We start from the raw sequence: 19840 nt of genomic DNA, 5'->3' as shown, positions 1-19840 counted from the left end.
ATGCACGAAAGAGTACTGGAAAACCAACAGGTAGCTGTAGTCGGTCTCGGACTGACCGGGCATTCCTGTGTGCGTTTTTTGTGTGCTCAGGGAGCCAGAGTAACGGCCTTTGATAGCCGTTCTGAGCTTAAAACCAGCGTGCCGGATACAGTATCGGTGAATCTGGGGCCTTTCGACGCCAGTGCGTTATGTGAAACACCACTGATTATACTCAGCCCTGGTGTATCTCTGGCTGAACCGGCTATTCAGCAGGCTGTGGAAGCAGGTTGTGAGGTGATCGGCGATGTTGAACTGTTCGCTCGTTTTAATCGGCGCCCGGTTATTGGCATTACCGGTTCAAACGGCAAAAGTACGGTAACCAGCCTGACCGCCGCAATGCTGGAAGCCAGCGGTGTCAGAGCAGTGTGTGGCGGGAATATCGGCACACCGGTGCTGGATTTACTGGAACAGAGTTACGACATCGCTGTGCTGGAGCTCTCCAGTTTCCAGCTGGAGACGTTGAGCTCTTTATCGATGAGTGCCGCCACTGTACTGAATATCAGTCCCGATCATCTGGATCGCTATGCTGATGTGCAAGCCTATCGTCAGGCTAAACTGCGTATCTATAAAAATGCGGCTTTGCAGGTGGTTAATCGCGAAGATGCATTGACCTTGCCTGAATCCGGAACTGAGACCGGCGCCTCTCAGATCGGTTTTGGTTTAAACGAATCCGCACAGGGGTTGGGCTATCGCTTAAAAGACCAGTTTATTACCCTCAATGGTGAGGATTTACTGAACTTTGCACAATGTCAGTTAGTAGGTGAGCACAACCTGCTTAACGTCCAGGCCTCGGCGGCACTGGCACTGGCTGGTGGCGCGAATGTACAAGGCGTGACAAAAGCTGCCGCCAGCTTTAAGGGGCTTCCCCATCGCTGTGAGAAAGTACGGGAACATAATGGCGTGGTCTGGATTAATGATTCCAAGGGTACCAACATTGGAGCGACACAGGCAGCGATTGCCGGATTAAGGTCCCAGGTACAGGGGCGACTCATGCTGATTGCCGGAGGTGACGGTAAAGGAGCTGACTTTAATCAGTTACAAACGGCACTAGGGGCAGTCGATAATCTGATTTGTCTGGGTAAAGATGCAGAACAAATAGCCTCAATGAAGCCCGGTGCTCTGAGGGTTGCCAGTATGCAGGCAGCGGTTACAGCCGCAGATGCAATGGCTAAACCTGGTGATATGGTGCTGTTGTCACCGGCCTGTGCCAGTCTGGATATGTTTGATAACTATCAGCAGCGGGGCGAGGTATTCAGTCAGGCGGTGGAGGCGTTGATATGACTATGGCAAATACAGCCAGTCAGCTGCAGCGTCTGTTTCAGCTTCGCCATAGTGCCAGTGGCAAGCGACCCTATGATTTGGGTTTGCTGCTGATCGCCCTGAGTCTGATGAGTCTGGGGCTGGTGATCGTCACTTCAGCGTCAATGCCTACGGCAGCAAGAATGTTTGACAGTCCGTTTCACTTTGCTATTCGCCATGGGATCTACCTGGTGCTGGCGATTTCTGCGGCCCTGATCACCATGCAGATTCCGATGCGCTGGTGGCAGGCGAGTAATGTTTATCTTTTATTATTGTCACTGGTATTACTGGTGGCGGTGTTGTTGGTGGGTCGTACCGTCAACGGCAGCACACGTTGGCTGGCTATCGGTCCATTGACACTTCAGGCAGCAGAACCGGCCAAACTGTTTTTCTTTTGTTATCTGGCCGGCTATCTGGTGCGCCGATATGAGGAGGTCACCGAGAACCTGAAAGGCTTTATCAAGCCACTGGCGGTGCTGTTTTTACTCGCGCTATTACTGTTGATGCAGCCTGATTTAGGCACGGTGGTCGTTATGTTCGCGACAACGGTGGGACTGCTCTTTCTGGCCGGTGCAAAGCTGTGGCAGTTTTTCGGCCTGCTGTTAAGCGGTTTGTCGGCAGTGGTAGCACTGATCATGTTTGAAGAATACCGGCTCAGGCGAATTACTGCCTTCCTGGATCCCTGGGCCGATCCTTTCGGCAGTGGCTATCAGTTAACCCAGTCTTTAATGGCTTACGGCCGTGGCCATTTCTCAGGGCAGGGGCTGGGGAACAGCTTACAAAAACTTGAATATCTGCCCGAAGCGCACACGGATTTTATCATGGCGATCCTCGCCGAGGAGCTTGGGTTTATTGGTGTCTGCGCGGTACTGGCGCTGTTGATGATGCTGGTGATTAAAGCATTGCGACTGGGTAATCTGGCTCTCCAGCAGGAGCGGTATTTTGAGGGCTATCTGGCCCATGCTATTGGTATCTGGCTGGCATTTCAGACTGCAGTTAATGTGGGCGCCAGCGCCGGTATATTGCCCACGAAGGGCCTGACCCTGCCGCTGGTCAGTTATGGTGGTTCGAGCATGATATTGATGAGTATTGCCGTGGCCATACTCGTGCGGATTGATTTTGAGCTAAGAATGGATGGCGTACAGGCTATCAGTGAAACCAAGAAAAGGGGGAGGGGAAAATGACCCGAACCCTGATGATCATGGCTGGTGGCACGGGCGGACATATTTTCCCGGGGCTGGCTGTGGCCGACTATTTGCGTGAGCTTGGCTGGCAGATTCACTGGCTCGGTACGGCGGCGAGAATGGAAGCTGAACTGGTACCTGATGCGGGCTACCCTATTTCCTTCTTATCGGTCCAGGGGGTCAGGGGTAACGGTCTGTTGCGTTTACTGACAGCCCCGTTGCAGATCCTCAGGGCTGTATGGCAGGCGCGTAAGGTGATTCAGCAAAATCAGCCGGATCTGGTGCTGGGTATGGGGGGATTCGCCAGCGGACCGGGAGGTGTCGCGGCATGGCTCTCAGGAGTGCCGCTGCTGATTCATGAACAAAATGCTGTGCCGGGAATGACCAACAAGCTGCTTCGGTATCTGGCCAGAATAGTACTGACAGGTTTTGACGGTGCATTTGGTGTCAGTGACGATGATAAATACCAGTGGGTGGGTAATCCGGTGCGTGCTGACTTCAGTGATATTGTGCGACGCAACCTGTCAGAAGACGACAGAGTCAGAGTGCTGGTGATCGGTGGAAGTCTTGGTGCCCGGGCCTTAAACCAGTCTTTGCCAGCTGTATTGTCTTCGCTGCAGAATCTGCAGGTACGACATCAATGTGGTAAGGGTAATCAAACACAGGTAGAGCAGACCTATCAATCACTCATGAAGGGATCTGAACACTGGCAGGTAGAGGAATTTATTACGGATATGGCCGGCGCCTTTGGCTGGGCCGATCTGATTATCTGTCGTGCCGGTGCGCTGACCGTGTCAGAGGTTGCTCTGGCTGGTTTGCCAGCTATTTTCGTGCCATTGCCCCATGCTGTTGATGACCATCAGAGTAAAAATGCCCAGGTACTGGTTGAAGCCGGTGCCGCGATACTTGCACCTCAGGACACCCTGAATGACGAAGAATTCAGGCTCAGATTGCAGCAGTTGGTGAACGATCAGCAAAGTTTGCAATCAATGTCTGCGGCTGCAAGAAAGGTTGCTCGTCCGGATGCTACCGCGCAGGTAGCAGCATGTTGTCGGTTTATTGTGGAGCAGAAGTTATGACAACCCTGAATTCTTATTCCGTGCCAGAAATGCGGCGCATTAAACGTATTCACTTTATCGGTATCGGTGGTGCCGGTATGGGAGGAATAGCGGAAGTATTGCTCAACGAAGGCTATCAGATTTCAGGTTCCGATCTGCAGGTCAGCGGCATGACCGGGCGTCTTCAGGAAAAGGGGGCGAAAGTCTTTTTTGGCCATCAGCAGGATAATATTCAGGGTGTCGATGTGGTGGTGGTATCCAGCGCCATCGATTCGCAAAACCCGGAGATCCAGGCCGCCAGAGCCAGGCGCATACCGGTTATCCGGCGTGCAGAAATGCTCGCCGAACTGATGCGGTTTCGCCACGGAATCGCTGTGGCAGGAACCCATGGTAAAACAACCACGACCAGTTTACTGGCCACGATTTTTGCCCATGCAGGTAAAGATCCGACTTTTGTGATTGGTGGCCTGCTTAATAGTGCTGGTACTAATGCGCGACTCGGAAGCAGCCGTTACCTGATTGCCGAGGCCGATGAAAGCGATGCGTCGTTTCTGCATCTGCAACCCATGGTGTCTGTGGTGACAAATGTAGAAGCGGACCATATGGGGACCTATGAAGGGGACTTTCAGCGCATGCTGGATACCTACATAGACTTTTTGCATAACCTGCCCTTTTATGGTCTGGCGGTTGTCTGTGGCGATGACCCGGTGGTCAGGGAGTTGTTACCAAGAATTGGGCGCCAGACGCTGACCTATGGTTTTTCGCAACAACGGGATGTGCGCGCCACCGATGTTCGTCACGGTTTTAACCACAGTTGCTTCACAGTGCAGAGCAGCAATGGCAATGATTTTGAGGTGAAGCTGGGCTTGCCGGGCCGACACAATGTTCTTAATGCGCTTGCGGCGATAACGGTGGCACTGGAAGAAGGACTGGATGAACAGGCTATCGTTGATGCGTTATCGTCTTTCGAAGGTATCGGACGGCGCTTTGAGTATCTTGGTGAATATGACACGGGCAAAGGCCAGGCTATTCTGGTGGACGATTACGGTCATCATCCAACGGAAGTAGAAGCGACCATTGCCACAGCGCGCAGCAACTGGCCTGATCGCCGCCTGGTGATGGCTTATCAGCCACACCGTTTTTCTCGTACCCGGGATTTGTATGAAGATTTTGTACGCGTATTGTCACAGGTGGATGTATTGTTGCTGTTGGAAATTTATCCGGCCGGTGAGACACCCATCGAAGGTGTAGACAGCAGGTCATTGTGCCGTTCAATTCGCCAGAGGGGGCAGATTGAACCGGTGTATGTCTCGGATGTAGGCGAGCTGCCCAGAATTCTGGCCGGTGTCATTGAGGACAATGATCTGGTCATGACTCAGGGAGCGGGCAATATAGGCAACCTGGCCAAAAGGCTTCAGTCCCTCCAGCTTAACATCAGCGAAATGAAAAGATCCGGGGAGAAGGGCTGATGCAGGTAGCTGATTTTGGCAAGGTAGCGGTGCTGTTGGGTGGTGACTCTGCTGAGAGGCAGGTGTCTCTGAAATCCGGTGATGCAGTATTGCGGGCTTTGGTGGACAGTGGTGTTGATGCCCATGCTTTTGACCCGTCAGAGAAGCGCCTTTTTGCACTGTTGGACGAAAAGTTCGACAGGGCCCTGATCATGTTACACGGTCGTGGTGGTGAAGATGGCAGCATGCAAGGGGCACTGCAATTACTGGGGGTACCCTATACCGGCTCCGGAGTGTTGGGATCGGCGCTGGCCATGGACAAAATACGCAGTAAGCAGCTATGGCAGAGTCTGGGCCTGCCAACATCGGACTTCGTGGTGGCAGATAAATCCACCTTTGAACAGCTAAGGTGTGACGATATAATTACGCGCCTGGGTGGCACCGTTATGGTTAAGCCAGCCCGCGAAGGCTCCAGTATTGGTATGGCCAAAGTCAGCACTGCTGATGCACTGAGGCAGGCAGTAGTCAGTGCCTTTGAATATGATTCACAGGTATTGCTGGAGCGGTATATTCAGGGACAGGAATATACTGTCAGTCTGCTCCAGGGCCAGGCGTTGCCTTCAATTCGCATGCAAACCCCCCGGGATTTTTATGATTATGAAGCCAAATATCAGGCTTCCAGTACTGAATATTTCTGTCCCAGTGGATTGTCCGACGAGCTTGAACTCAGGCTGGCGGAAATCGCACAGCGCGCCTTCATAGCTTTAGGTGGCAATGGTTGGGGTCGGGTAGATTTTATGCAGGATGCAGAAGGCCACTTTTATTTGCTCGAAGCCAATACGGTGCCCGGAATGACCGAAAAGAGCCTGGTGCCGATGGCGGCGCGTGAAGCAGGAATGGACTTCGGGCAGTTGTCTCTGGCGATTCTGCAGACCAGTTTGGGGGCCGGATGAGACAGCTGGCGATCAGAGAAAACAAACGGCCTGGTCTGTGGATAGGGCTGAGTTTTCTGGCTTCTGTGTTGACAGTAATGGCTTATGGGTTATATCAGCTCAATGCCTGGCTGGAAGATGAACAGAGGTTGCCGGTCAAAAAAATCAGAGTCAGTGGTGACTTCAAATATATATCTGAGCAGGACGTTGACAGGGTTGTGCGGGCGAATCAACCAGGCAGCTTTTTTCAGCTGGACGTTAAAAAAGCCAGAGCAGATATAGAAGCGCTGCCATGGGTTTATCGGGCATCTGTTCGCAAAGACTGGCCGAACAATTTACATGTGCATCTGGTTGAGCAGGTAGCGGTGGCGCGTTGGAATCAGGATATGTTACTCAACAACCGCGCCGAGAGCTTTATGGCCAGGGTTCCACAAGGGTTGGAATTACCTGATTTGTTCGGCCCGCAGGGCAGTGAAGAGGCCGCCCTGGATGGTTACAGGGCGATGCTGGCGTTGCTGCAGCAAAGTGGTTTTGGCATCACAGAGCTGGTTTTAACGGAGCGTTTTGCCTGGCATGTAGAGTTAAGCAACGAGCTTGAGCTGAATCTGGGGCGCAGTGAGTTTATCGACAAACTACAGCGCTTTGTCGATATCTATCCCTTGCTGATGCAGGGAGAACGCGAACCGGAATATGTCGATCTGCGATATGACACAGGTCTGGCAGTGGGCTGGAAACAAGCTGATGAGCAGCAGAGCTGATTAATAATGAGTTTATTAAAAGAGCAGAAAATGAGAGCAGTAACAGTGGAGCCGACAGGTGTCTAAGGTAACGGATCGCAATTTAATCGTAGGACTGGACATTGGTACCAGTCAGGTCAAAGCCGTGGTTGGCGAGATTCTCGATGACGGTGGTATCAGTGTGGTGGGTGTTGGTACCCATGCCGCCCGGGGGATGGACAAAGGCGGAGTCAATGACCTGAATCTGGTGGTGCAATCGGTACAAAGCGCTATTAATGAAATGGAGCTGATGGCTGATTGCAGGGTATCGTCGGTCTTTATGTCCATTTCTGGTCGTCACGTGCAGTGCCAGAATGAAAATGGCATGGTTCCGATCAATAACAAAGAAGTGACCCAGGAAGATGTGGACAATGTGATCCACGCGGCCCGTTCGGTTCCGATTGCAGCTGAAAGGAGGCTGTTGCACGTACTGCCACAGGAATTCACTATTGATGTGCAGGAGGGGATCAAGAACCCTGTGGGCATGTCTGGTGTCAGAATGGAAGCCGAAGCGCATATTATTACCTGCGCCGACGATATGGCCAAGAATCTGGTCAAATGCGTGGAACGTTGTGAGCTGAATGATGATCAGCTTATTTTCTCCGCGCTGGCATCGAGTTATGCCGTACTGACGGATGATGAAAAAGAGTTGGGTGTCTGTGTTGTTGATATTGGTGGTGGCACCATCGATATTGTTATTTACACCGATGGCGCCATTCGCCATACAGCCGTAATTCCTGTGGCCGGAAATCAGATCACCAGCGATATTGCCAAGATCTTCCGCACGCCTTTAAGTCACGCCGAAGAAATCAAAATCAATTATGCCTGTGCACTCAAAGACATGGTCAGCATGGAAGAGAGCATTGAGGTACCCAGTGTAGGAGGACGTCCGCCCAGAGCCATGTCCAGACATACCCTGGCAGAAGTGATTGAGCCACGGTATCAGGAATTGTTCGAACTGGTACATGAACAGATCCGTGCCAGTGGCCTGGAGGAGCAGATCGCTGCAGGTATAGTTCTGACAGGCGGCACGGCGAAGATGGAAGGAGCAGTTGAATTTGCCGAAGAGATCTTTCAGATGCCGGTTCGTGTCGGGCAGCCCCTGGATATCAAAGGGTTGTCTGAGTATGTGGAAGATGCCACCTTCGCTACCGTGATCGGACTATTGCAATATGGAAAAGAACACTGGCGAGCGAGACAGTTGGCTCAGAAGAAAGCATCCCAGGGTATTTGGCACAGAGTTCAGAGTTGGTTTAAGGGTGAGTTTTAGTCACTGTTAAAGATAAGTTTAGCGGGATCTGACCCGGCAAAGGGCCGGATGTTGTTAAGAAAAAAACCGGAGAGAGAGTATGTTTGAATTAATGGATAGTCATAACGAAGAAGCAGTAATAAAAGTCATAGGTGTAGGCGGCGGCGGCGGTAACGCCGTGGAGCATATGCTGGCACATAATATTGAAGGTGTTGAGTTTATTGCGGTAAATACCGACGCTCAGGTGCTCAGAAGCTCTAAAGCCAATGTCACCTTGCAGATCGGCTCAGGTGTTACCAAAGGGCTGGGCGCCGGAGCAAATCCGGCTATCGGCCGTCAGGCCGCTGAAGAAGATAGCGAAACCATTCAGGAGTGTCTGCAAGGCGCTGATATGGTGTTTATTACTGCTGGTATGGGTGGTGGCACCGGCACGGGAGCTGCACCAGAAGTGGCACGTATCGCCAAAGAAATGGGAATTCTCACCGTTGCGGTGGTGACTAAGCCATTTCCATTTGAAGGGCGTAAGCGCATTGAGTTCGCTGAACAGGGCATTGATGAGTTGTCTAAATACGTAGACTCGCTGATCACCATTCCGAACGAAAAACTGCTCAAAGTCATGGGGCGTGGTACGCCACTATTACAGGCATTCAGTGCGGCAAACGATGTACTGCGTGGTGCGGTGCAGGGGATTGCTGAGCTGATTACCCGCCCGGGTTTGATCAACGTGGATTTCGCCGATGTGCGCACTGTAATGTCAGAAATGGGCATGGCAATGATGGGTAACGGTGTGGCCAGCGGTGAAGATCGCGCCGAAGAAGCGGCTGAAGCAGCCATCGCCTGTCCGCTGCTGGAAGACATCGATCTTTCCGGTGCTCGTGGGATCCTGGTTAATATTACCGCCGGTCCTGACTTTGCGATTGACGAGTTTGAAACCGTGGGTAATGCGATTAAAGCCTTCGCTTCTGAAAACGCAACCGTAGTTGTGGGAACGGTTATCGATATGGATATGTCAGACGAGCTGCGGGTCACCCTTGTAGCTACCGGCATTGGTGCCGAGCGCAAGCCTGAAATTTCCCTGGTCAGTAACCGCAGTTCAGGGCGTCAAAGCAGCGAAGCCACTGAGTTTAAGTTGCAGTCAGCAGGTCAGGCTGACAGAGCGGCTCAGGCCCAGGATAAAACGGCTGCGGTGACGCCATCAGAGGAAAAATCCGAGCAGAACAGTGATCTGGAGTATCTCGATATTCCTGCGTTTTTGCGCAAGCAAGCGGATTAAACCGGGTTGAATATTGCACCTTTATGGTGATTGGTTGTCACACTAAATTCATATTGGCGGATAAGTTCAGGTTTTTCTGTAACTTAGCCAAAACAGAAATTTTGACAAAGTGTGGTCAAACCACTAAAATACGCGCCCTTTTTGCATGCTGATTAATTTTTGAGCTATAGCGAGATGATCAAACAACGTACTCTGAAGCAATCTGTACAGGTAACCGGAATAGGTCTGCATAAAGGTGACAAGGTCACCATGACTCTCCGACCCGCGCCTGCGAACACTGGGATCGTGTTCCGGCGTGTTGATCTTGTTCCTTTTGTAGATATTCCTGCCCGTGCTGATGCGGTAGGAGATACGATGTTGTGTACTTGCCTTAGTAATGAAGACGGTATCAGCATTTCTACTGTAGAGCATTTGTCCTCTGCCCTTGCCGGTATGGGAGTCGACAATATTATCGTCGAAGTGGATGCCAACGAACTGCCGATCATGGATGGCAGTGCGAGCCCGTTTATTTTCTTACTGCAGTCTGCAGGCATTGAAGAGCAAAATGTTGCAAAGCGTTTTATCCGCGTCACCAGGAACGTCCGCGTGGAAGATGGCGAAAAATGGGCGGAGCTCAGACCTCACAATGGTTTTCGGGTGGATTTCAGGATTGATTTTGAGCATCCGGTGATCAGCCAGACCCGACAGCATATGATCATGGATTTTGATACTTCCTCTTACATTGATGAAGTCAGCCGTGCCCGTACCTTCGGTTTTATGAAAGATCTTGAGTATATGCACTCCCATGACCTGGCGCTGGGTGGCAGTATGGAAAATGCCGTTGCACTGGATGAATATCGGGTACTGAATCAGGAAGGTCTGCGTTATGAAGACGAATTTCTGAAACACAAAATTCTCGACGCCATCGGCGATCTGTATCTGGGTGGCCACGCTATTATTGGTGAACTCTGTGCTTACAAGTCTGGTCATGGTCTTAACAATAAGTTACTGAACCAGTTATTGGCACAAAAGGACTGCTGGGAATATGTCAGCTATGAATCTGAAGACAAATTGCCAATTCAATTTGGTTTACCGGTGATGGTCGGGTAAATGATAGCCAGAAAAAATAATGCCGCACTCAGCGGCATTATTTTTTTCGGCATATTATATGCGTGAATTCAGCAATATTGATACAAGCGGTATAGATACCGGTACATGGTTATGATTTCAAACGTCCGACAAACTTTTTTTTAACGTCAACTCAGTTTAGAATCAGAATAATGTGCATCGCCCGTCAATTCTGGCTATCGCAAGTTTTACGGTGTCGTTGAAGTGTTAAAGTAAGGGTAGCAATGAGTTTTACGCTGGAAATCAGTACGAATAAGAAAAGCTTTCGCTTTAGCCTGAGTCGTCGGCAATTGCTTGCCGCGATTGTGCTGACCCTGGCAATGACCTTTATTATTGCGGCTCGTGGAACCGATCCGCTGTCAGATGGTGCGCAGAGGGTTATGTATACCCAAACCGGTTTGAGGCAACAGCAGCAGGAAATTGAGCAACTAAAACAAACCACCGAAGAGCAACTGACCGGAATGCTGGTGAAAATGGGTGAAATGCAGGGGCAATTGCTCAGGCTCAATGCGCTTGGCGAAAAGCTGGTTGCAGGATCTAACCTGAATCCTCAGGAATTTAATTTTTCTGATTTACCCGCAACAGGCGGCCCAACTCATGAGCTTGCAAATCTGGACTTAGCCTCGGCTGACAATCTCATTAGCCGCATGGATAACATGCTGGCGGAACTGGATAATAAGACCAGGCAATTGCAGGTGCTTGAATCTGTATTACGTCATCACCATATTGAAAGCCAGAGTGCAATTACCGGGCGCCCCATTAATTCGGGCTGGTTGTCTTCATACTATGGCGTCAGGAAAGATCCTTTTTCCGGAATGCCAGCGATGCACAAAGGTATCGATTTTGCCGGAAGTGAAGGCGATGACGTAGTTGCAACGGGTGCAGGGCTGGTAACCTGGGCCGGAGAGCGATATGGTTATGGGAATCTGGTGGAAATTGAACATGGCAATGGCCTGATCACCCGCTATGGCCATAATAAATCACTCGAGGTTCATGTGGGCGACGTGGTGACCAAAGGCCAGGTGATTGGTGTGATGGGCTCCACCGGACGGTCAACCGGGCCCCATGTGCATTATGAAGTATTGAAGAAAGGAAAGCAGATAGATCCATTGCCATTCGTATACCGAAAAGGCTAAATCCCTGACTCCTGTTTGATCTTTGCACAATCGGCTACGGCCGATTGTTTTGTTTGTCTCATCCGTGAGACAAACCCGCTGCGCGGGCCAGCTAAAGCTGTCCTGAAACGCTCCGGACGTTTCTTGGTGTTTGTCTCATCCGTGAGACAAACCCGCTGCGCGGGCCAGCTAAAGCTGTCCTGAAACGCTCCGGACGTTTCCTGGTGTTTGTCTCCTCGGTGGAGGCAGTTACACCGCGAGGAGCAGAAAAAAAAGAGGGACTTTTGTGCTGTTGCCGTGATGTTTCCCTGGCACAAAGTTGATAATTGAATCTAAATAATTGGAAGCCGTAAATCCATGTTTTCGAGCATTTTTACAAAGATATTTGGTAGCCGTAACGACAGAACAATTAAAAAGCTGCGTAAAGTGGTCGATGCCATCAACCAGATGGAATCTGAGTATGAGGCGCTCAGCGATGAGCAGATTAAGCAGAAAACCGCTGAATTCAAGGAGCAACTGAGCCAGGGGAAAAGCAGCGATGATATTCTGCCGGAAGCTTTTGCTGTGGTACGTGAAGCCAGTAAACGTGTATTCAAAATGCGTCATTTTGACGTGCAGATGGTCGGCGGCATGGTGCTTCATGAAGGCAAAATTGCGGAGATGCGTACCGGTGAAGGTAAAACCCTTACCGCCACCTTGTCGGCTTATCTTAATGGCGTGACCGGTAAAGGCGTGCATGTGATAACAGTGAATGATTATCTGGCTCGCCGTGACGCCGAATGGAATCGCCCGTTATTTGAATTTCTGGGGCTCACCGTCGGCTGCAACGTGCCAGGTATGTCTCATGAAGAAAAGAAAGCCGCCTATGCTGCGGATATTACCTACGGCACCAATAATGAATTTGGCTTTGATTATCTGCGTGACAATATGGCGTTCAGTCCCGATGACAGGGTTCAGAAGCCCCTGCATTATGCCGTTGTGGATGAAGTGGATTCGATCCTTATCGATGAGGCCAGAACCCCGCTGATTATCTCCGGTCAGGCTGATGACAGTTCTGAGCTCTATCAGCGGGTTAATGCGATTATTCCCGAATTGCAGCTGCAGGAAAATGAAGACGAGGAAGGCAAGGAAGGTGATGGCGATTACACCATCGATGAAAAGGCCAAGCAGATTCATCTAACCGAACGGGGCCAGGTGCATGTGGAAGACATTATGCACAAGAACGGTCTGTTGCCTGAGGGCGAATCACTGTATGCGGCCGCCAATATTTCCCTGATGCACCATGTTAATGCCGCACTCAGGGCACATAAGCTGTTTCAGCGGGATGTGGACTATATCGTCAAAGAGGGTGAAATCGTCATTGTCGATGAACATACAGGGCGTACTATGGAAGGTCGTCGTTGGTCTGAGGGATTGCACCAGGCTGTAGAAGCCAAAGAGGGGGTGAAGATTCAGCACGAGAACCAGACGCTGGCTTCCATCACCTTCCAGAATTACTTCCGTCTGTACGATAAACTGGCAGGAATGACCGGGACAGCAGATACCGAAGCCTTTGAGTTTCAGTCCATCTATGGTCTCGAAACGGTGGTGATTCCTACTAACAAGCCGATGATAAGAGATGACAGAGCAGACCTTATCTATCTGACTGCCGAAGAAAAATATGAGGCCATCATTGCGGATATTAAGGAATGTGTGGAGAAAGGCCGCCCGGTTCTGGTAGGTACTATCTCTATTGAAAACTCAGAGCTTTTGTCCCGCGTACTTAAAAAAGGCAAGATCCCTCATAAAGTCCTGAATGCTAAATTCCATGAGCACGAAGCCGACATTATCGCTCAGGCCGGTCGACCCGGTGCTGTAACCATTGCGACCAACATGGCAGGTCGTGGTACGGACATCGTACTTGGAGGTAACTGGCAGGCGGAGCTGGATAAGATCAAAGATCCTAAGCCTGGTACCGTAGAGCGTATTCAGAGTGAATGGCAGGAAGAGCATGACAAGGTAATTGAGGCCGGTGGCCTGCATATCATTGGTACCGAACGCCATGAATCCCGCCGTATTGACAATCAGCTGCGCGGCCGCTCGGGCCGTCAGGGTGATCCCGGTTCCTCACGTTTCTATTTGTCGCTGGAAGATTCACTGATGCGTATCTTCGCTTCAGATCGGATGGCCAATATGATGAAGCGTCTTGGAATGGAACGTGGCGAAGCCATTGAACATCCCTGGGTTACCAAAGCCATAGAGAATGCACAGCGTAAAGTAGAAGCCCGCAACTTCGACATTCGTAAGCAGCTGCTTGAGTTTGATGATGTTGCTAATGATCAGCGTAAAGTGATCTATGAACAGCGCAACGATTTGCTCAATGAATCCGATATCAGCCAGACCATAGAGGCAATACGCGATGATGTGGTGGATACGGTGATCAGCCAGTATATTCCTCCTCAGTCGCTTGCCGAATTGTGGGATGTGCCTGGTCTGGAAGAACGTCTTAAATCAGATTTTCAGGTGGACCTGCCTATTGGGCAGTGGCTGGATGAAGACGATAAGCTCTATGAAGAAATCCTGCGTGAACGGATTAAGGAGGCCATCGTCAAGGCTTACAAAGCCAAAGAGGAGATGGTCGGCGCGTCTGTACTGCGACAGTTTGAAAAGGCTATTATGCTGCAAAGCCTGGACAGCCACTGGAAAGAACATCTGGCGGCCATGGATCACCTCAGACAGGGTATTCATTTGCGTGGTTATGCACAGAAAAACCCCAAGCAGGAATATAAGCGCGAGTCTTTTGAGTTGTTTACCGAAATGCTTGAAAACCTTAAAGTTGAGGTGATAAGCGTACTGAGTAAAGTGCAGGTCAGGGCTGAATCTGATGTTGAAGCGGTAGAAGAGCAACGTCGCAAGAGCCATGAGAACCAGACAGAACGTCATCCTGGCGATGGTCAGGGCGCCGCTGGTACACCTCAGACGCAGTTTCGTGAAGGCCAGAAAGTAGGCCGCAATGAACCCTGCCCTTGCGGATCGGGTAAAAAATACAAACAATGCCATGGCAAGTTGTCATAGCATACTGTGATGAATACAACAGGCCGGTTTTTCCGGCCTTTATTTTATAAATCAGAAATTATCTATGCCAAAAAAACAAGTCAGAGTCGCCGTTGGCGTTATCCTTGAAGGCGATCGGGTGTTCATCTCGTTGCGCGAAACACGCCTTCATCAGGGTGGAAAGTGGGAATTCCCCGGCGGTAAATGCGAGGAAAATGAAACGCCAGCCCAGGCGCTGGTGCGTGAGCTACATGAGGAAACCGGGATTAAAGTAAATACCGCAGTGCCTTTTATGCAAATTGAGCACGATTATGGAGACAAGGCGGTGTGTCTCGAGGTATTTCTGGTGCGGGACTTTTCTGACCAACCCCATGGGCGCGAAGGCCAGCAAAGCCAATGGGTGCCGTTAACATCTTTGCCAGAGTATCCTTTTCCTCAGGCCAATAAGGCGATAATTGAAAAATTGCTCGGGAAAAAGTAAAAAGGGGTCGTAGTTAATTAAGTAAAAAGGGGGCGTAGTTAATTTATCACTAGATCTGTCTATGTCGTAACAGACACAGAGTAAATTAACTACGACCCCTTTTTACGACCCCTTTTTCCCGCCTCTGCTTTCTCAGGTGTAATGTCTCAGGCAAATACCACGGTCTTGTGCTGGTGGATAATCACTCTGTCTTCCAGGTGATAGCGCACACCATTAGCCAGTGCCTGTTTTTCGCAATTTTTACCCTTACGAACCATATCCGCTGCAGTATCACTGTGGCTGATACGCATCACTTCCTGTTCAACAATCGGCCCTTCATCCAGATCTGATGTTACATAGTGGCAGGTGGCACCGATTAGCTTAACGCCACGATCATAGGCTTGCTGATAGGGGCGTGCGCCCGCGAAAGAAGGCAGAAAGCTATGATGGATGTTGATCGCCTTACCGGCCAGATCCTGGCACAGGTCATCGGGCAGAATCTGCATAAAGCGGGCGAGTACGGTCAGGTCAATCTGATAATGAAGAAGTAATTTACGAATGTCACTGAACGCCTGTGGTTTACCCAGCGTTTCAAAATCCACCCAATGGAAAGGAATATCATACCAGTCAGCAAATTGCTGCAGATGTGGATGATTGGCGATAATACAGGGAATATCACAATGCAGCTCATGGGTATGCCAGCGATGAAGCAAATCATTAAGACAGTGAGATTCTTTGCTGGCCAGCAGTGCAACTTTCTGCTTGTGGTGAGAATCACTCAGCCGCCAGTGCATATCATACTGGCTGGCGATGGGCTCAAACAATCCCCTGAACGCTTCCAGACTAAGGGGAAGAGAGTCTGCCCTGATTTCATGGCGCATAAAAAAGCGGCCGGTTTGCTGGTCTGTGTGATGGCTGGCTTCAATAATCGTAGCGTTATGGTTGGCCAGAAACTGACTCACTGCGGCCACCAGACCGACCTGATCAGGGCAGTCAATGACCAGACGAAAGGTTTGTTGCATGCTGTACCTGTCTCATACTGGTGAATAGAGTTTTTCGGACACAGAATATATGACCGGCCAGGGGATCGCCAGTGACTTTGCCGTCAGGCCGGTATATGAACATTCTGTAAATAGCTGACGTAGCAGCTACCAGTGACTGTGAAGCTGACTGTAGCCTCTAGTGGTCGAGCCTTCCTCGAGCCAGTTTTTCTCTGACACTTAACCCGGTATTTAATGGCCAGCGCTCCAGTACTTGATACTGAACACCCGAGCGACCGGAGCGGGATTCGAATAAACAAAAGTGCTCAAAGTCGATGGAAATATCCGGTTGCATAAGACAAACAGGAGGATTACTGGCCTGTTTACGATAGAGGCTGATGTGGGGAACATAGGGTCTGCTATCTTTGGGCAACCCTAATCGACTGGCTTTTGCAGAAAGACTGCTGGCCAGGTCTCTCAGCGCGGGCGGAATATGGGAAGGCCCAATCCAGAGCGTTTTTGGTTTGGGCCAGTAGCCCATCTGATCAAGAGTGATGGAGAATGCCGGATGGCTGACCTGTTGAGCCAGTTCAAGCAGCGTTTCGTGCTGCTGCACGGGTACGGCACCCAGAAATGCCAGGGTTATATGAAAGTTCGCCACCGGCACCGTGCCTTCCAGCGGAGGGAGGTTTATTTCACGCCATTTGTCTATGGTTAACTTTACTGATGGTTCCAGCTCAAGGCCAAAGAATAATCGCATACCAGACCTTCTCCATTGTATTTGGGCCAATGATAGGTGTGCATACTATTGCAGGCAACGGATAGTTGTCACAAAGTACTATGCAGATATAAACACAGTGGTAATTAACGTTAAACCCTGTACCTCTTACTTGCAGGTGCGCAGCTGTCTGTTGGATATTATGAGTTACAACGGCCCCTTAGAGTGGCAGAGTATTGAACGGGGCCACTTACGATGGTCAGTGTGGATAACACTCTGAGTACCTGGCGTAATAAAGAGCGGGTACCTTGCATATTAATACAAGCTGAAGTACAAACATCAATCCGTGGCTTGGGTCGTTACGCCTTGTTGTCGGCTGCAAAAAAATGGAGTGAGGTTATGGATAAAAATGACTGGCAACGAGCGGAGGAACTATTCCATCAGGCGCTTGAGCTGAAACAAAATGAAATAGAGTCTTTTCTGCAGCAGGCCTGTGCCGATGCGCCCGAATTGAAGCAGGCTGTGTTGTCTTTGCTGGAACATGCCGATCACACTGTTGATCTGGTCAGGCCCATTGAAGGCGCCGCTGAGCACTTTTTTGAGACCGCAGACGCCTTATGTGGGAAGCGGCTCGGCCCCTATCGTATTATCAGATTACTGGCTAGCGGCGGCATGGGCGCAGTGTATCTGGCAGAGCGGGCAGATGACCAGTACGAGAAGCAGGTGGCCATCAAACTGATTCGAGCCAGTGCTATTGCCAGCGAAATGCTATTGCAACGTTTTAAAACAGAACGTCAGATTCTGGCAGAACTGGAGCACCCTAATATTGCTCATCTGCTTGATGGGGGCGCTACTGATGAGGGTATTCCTTATCTGGTAATGGAATATGTTGATGGTGTTGAAATCAATCAGTACTGCACGGATAAGCAGCTTTCGATTGTTCAGCGTTTAAGGTTATTTGTGAAGGTTTGCGCAGCGATTCAGTATGCGCACCAGAAACTGATCGTACATCGTGATTTTAAGCCCTCCAATTTGCTGGTCACCGCTGACGGAGAACCCAAACTATTGGACTTTGGTATTGCCAAACTACTTGCTGAATCCGGTAATGATGAGTGGGCAGTACAGACCAGTACTGAGGAACGCGCCCTGACCCCTCGATACTCTGCCCCTGAACAGATTCGGGGCGAGGCGATTACCGTAGCCACCGATGTTCATGCACTGGGGTTGTTGCTATACGAATTGCTTACCGGGCAGCCTGTTTATGGTGAAGCGCTGAGTAACCGATATCAGCTTGAACAGGCCATTCTCAATGATACCGTGATACCTCCCAGTGTGGCTCTGACAACGCAGACTAAGCACAGTGCGCAGGAGATTCCCGCGGCAACGGCCCAGGGCCTGCAGCGACAGCTGCGTGGTGATCTCGATAATATCGTGATGAAGGCGCTTAGTAAGGAGCCACAGCGGCGCTATCAATCTGCTTCTGCACTGGCAGAGGATGTCACCAACTTTCTTGAGCATCGGCCAGTGCAGGCTCGGGCGACTTCTTTTGCCTATCGTTGCGGTAAATTTCTGCGGCGTAATCGCCTGAGCAGCGCACTGGCGGCAAGTGTTCTGATCCTGGTCACAGTGTTCAGCACGGCGATCTGGCTACAGTCCCGACAGCTGGAAGTGGAGCGGGACCTGGCCGAGCAACAGCGTGATGTAGCAGAGGTAGAACAGGGTAAAGCGCAGGCCATGAGCCGTTTTTTACTCGGTATGTTTACGGATTTGCGCCCCAATGAAGCACAGGGCCGCGAAGTCAGCCTGCGAGAAGTACTGGATAAAGCCAGCGCACAGTTAGATCAGCAAGCAGACCATGAGCTCAGTGAGCAACCCTTGATTGAAGCCAGAATACGACGCGAAATTGGTGATATCTATTATCGTATTGGCCAGTTAAAGACAGCCATTGCTCATCTGGAAAAGAGTCTGTCGATATTACGCCAACATCCTGACAATGACCCCAGAGATCTGTTCAGAGTATTGTTATCTCTGAGTAACACCTACAGCAGGGCAGATCGTCATGATGAAAGGCTGCCGTTGCTGGAAGAGTCTGTAGAAATCTCTAAACGGATCAATGGCCCTGAAAGTGAGCAGACACTGGGGATGATGACTAACCTGGGCGGGTTTTATAACGATATTGGTCGGGCGCAGGAGGCTATCGAACTGCATACTGAAATTCTTGCCACCAGCCACAGAGCACTGGGTGAAGACAGCTTTATTACGCTGCTGGCGATCACCAGCCTGGGTGCCGACTATATCTCTCTGTGGCGTTATCAGGATGCCGAAGAATATTTCCGTCTCGGTTTACAGCGCAGTACAGAGGTATTTCACGAAAATCATGCTCTTGCCCTGTACAACCTGGGCAGTCTGGCCACCTTGCTTGAAGAAACCGGCCGCTACAGTGAAGCCGAAGACATGGCCCGGGAATATTTGCGTCGCACCACGCAGGTTCTGGGTGAAGCGCATCAGGATACCTATGAGTCTAAATACCGGCTGGCACGGGTTCTGTTAAGACAAAAGAACTTCGAAGAGGCCGAAGCCCTGCTCAGAAATGGCCTGCAAGGCTTACCTGCACTGGTGGGAGAGCAGCATGGGGTGGTGTTGCAGATACAAAGCACACTGGCTGATTTGCTGCTGCAGACCGGGCGTACTGACCAGGCAGCCCAGATGAGTGAGGTCGCGCTTAACGGGGCACTCGAGCTTTGGGGTATTGCCCATCCGAAAACCTTGCCGATGGCGTTGGTCATGGCGCGGATCCATCAGCAGCAACAGGCCACAGATAAAGCCTTTGCACTGTATGAGAAGGCACTTGCCGGCTGGCAGAGTCTGGATGCTTCGCACCCGGCGCAGTATGCAACATTGGTGGCCATGGCCAGGGCATATCTGGATAAGGGGGAAGTGGCAGACGGCGTCAGTTATCTGCGCCGGGCGGTCACACTGGCTGACAGTAATCCTGATATCTTCCATGATGACCTGCCCTGGGTGCTGAAAACGCTGGTGGAGCTGTTGCACAAGGAAGGCGATTCACAGCAGGCACAACACTATGCACAGCGGCTGGCAAAACTTAATCAGCAACAAAGCGCCGGTTATTCGGGGGCGCACTGAATCCGGCGACAAAGGTTACGGAATT

15 protein-coding genes are annotated in these 19840 nt (G+C 50.7%); 13 read left to right on the top strand and 2 right to left on the bottom strand.

Annotated features, from left to right (window positions below; genetic code table 11):
• From murD to mutT, 12 genes are all read left to right on the top strand, one after another.
• On the top strand, positions 1-1320 hold the full coding sequence (gene murD / locus CDA54_RS08415; protein WP_099034558.1) for a UDP-N-acetylmuramoyl-L-alanine--D-glutamate ligase: 1320 nt from the start codon (positions 1-3) through the stop codon (positions 1318-1320).
• Entirely contained in the window at positions 1317-2522 is a 1206-nt protein-coding gene (gene ftsW, locus CDA54_RS08410; RefSeq protein WP_373286060.1) for a cell division protein FtsW, read from the top strand. The genes murD and ftsW overlap by 4 nt, the downstream gene beginning before the upstream one ends.
• Entirely contained in the window at positions 2519-3601 is a 1083-nt protein-coding gene (gene murG / locus CDA54_RS08405) for an undecaprenyldiphospho-muramoylpentapeptide beta-N-acetylglucosaminyltransferase (protein ID WP_099034557.1), read from the top strand. The genes ftsW and murG overlap by 4 nt, the downstream gene beginning before the upstream one ends.
• Positions 3598-5049, top strand: a complete 1452-nt coding sequence (gene murC / locus CDA54_RS08400; protein ID WP_099034556.1) for a UDP-N-acetylmuramate--L-alanine ligase — start codon at positions 3598-3600, stop codon at positions 5047-5049. The genes murG and murC overlap by 4 nt, the downstream gene beginning before the upstream one ends.
• Positions 5049-5981: a D-alanine--D-alanine ligase gene (locus CDA54_RS08395; RefSeq protein ID WP_099034555.1), complete on the top strand. Its 933-nt coding sequence runs from the start codon at positions 5049-5051 to the stop codon at positions 5979-5981. The genes murC and CDA54_RS08395 overlap by 1 nt, the downstream gene beginning before the upstream one ends.
• On the top strand, positions 5978-6718 hold the full coding sequence (locus CDA54_RS08390) for a cell division protein FtsQ/DivIB (protein ID WP_099034554.1): 741 nt from the start codon (positions 5978-5980) through the stop codon (positions 6716-6718). The genes CDA54_RS08395 and CDA54_RS08390 overlap by 4 nt, the downstream gene beginning before the upstream one ends.
• Before the next feature lie 58 nt (positions 6719-6776).
• Complete coding sequence (gene ftsA / locus CDA54_RS08385) at positions 6777-8006, top strand: cell division protein FtsA (protein ID WP_099034553.1); 1230 nt, start codon at positions 6777-6779, stop codon at positions 8004-8006.
• A 79-nt stretch (positions 8007-8085) separates the two neighbouring features.
• On the top strand, positions 8086-9258 hold the full coding sequence (gene ftsZ, locus CDA54_RS08380) for a cell division protein FtsZ (RefSeq protein WP_099034552.1): 1173 nt from the start codon (positions 8086-8088) through the stop codon (positions 9256-9258).
• A 174-nt stretch (positions 9259-9432) separates the two neighbouring features.
• Positions 9433-10347 carry a UDP-3-O-acyl-N-acetylglucosamine deacetylase gene (lpxC, locus tag CDA54_RS08375; protein ID WP_099034551.1) on the top strand — a complete coding sequence of 305 codons (915 nt, stop codon included), beginning with the start codon at positions 9433-9435 and terminating at the stop codon, positions 10345-10347.
• Between the two features lie 242 nt (positions 10348-10589).
• A complete protein-coding gene (locus CDA54_RS08370; protein WP_099034550.1) occupies positions 10590-11501 on the top strand; it encodes a M23 family metallopeptidase in 912 nt (303 codons plus the stop codon).
• 336 nt (positions 11502-11837) lie between these two features.
• Positions 11838-14534, top strand: a complete 2697-nt coding sequence (gene secA, locus CDA54_RS08365; RefSeq protein WP_099034549.1) for a preprotein translocase subunit SecA — start codon at positions 11838-11840, stop codon at positions 14532-14534.
• A gap of 64 nt (positions 14535-14598) precedes the next feature.
• A complete protein-coding gene (gene mutT, locus CDA54_RS08360) occupies positions 14599-14994 on the top strand; it encodes an 8-oxo-dGTP diphosphatase MutT (protein ID WP_099034548.1) in 396 nt (131 codons plus the stop codon).
• A 146-nt stretch (positions 14995-15140) separates the two neighbouring features.
• Here the strand turns inward: mutT and purU are convergent, their stop codons facing one another.
• Positions 15141-15995 (bottom strand): formyltetrahydrofolate deformylase, encoded by an 855-nt coding sequence (gene purU / locus CDA54_RS08355; RefSeq protein ID WP_099034547.1) that lies wholly within the window; start codon positions 15993-15995, stop codon positions 15141-15143.
• A gap of 157 nt (positions 15996-16152) precedes the next feature.
• Complete coding sequence (gene thpR, locus CDA54_RS08350; protein WP_099034546.1) at positions 16153-16713, bottom strand: RNA 2',3'-cyclic phosphodiesterase; 561 nt, start codon at positions 16711-16713, stop codon at positions 16153-16155.
• Between the two features lie 357 nt (positions 16714-17070).
• Between thpR and CDA54_RS08345 the strand changes: the two genes are divergently transcribed.
• On the top strand, positions 17071-19815 hold the full coding sequence (locus CDA54_RS08345) for a protein kinase domain-containing protein (RefSeq protein ID WP_180237163.1): 2745 nt from the start codon (positions 17071-17073) through the stop codon (positions 19813-19815).
• The last annotated feature ends 25 nt before the right edge of the window (positions 19816-19840 follow it).

Origin of the sequence: Lacimicrobium alkaliphilum (assembly GCF_002591895.1) — a bacterium.
Lineage (GTDB): Bacteria > Pseudomonadota > Gammaproteobacteria > Enterobacterales > Alteromonadaceae > Lacimicrobium > Lacimicrobium alkaliphilum.
Note: the sequence above shows the minus strand (reverse complement) of the source record. Positions and strands in the feature narration are given on the sequence as shown.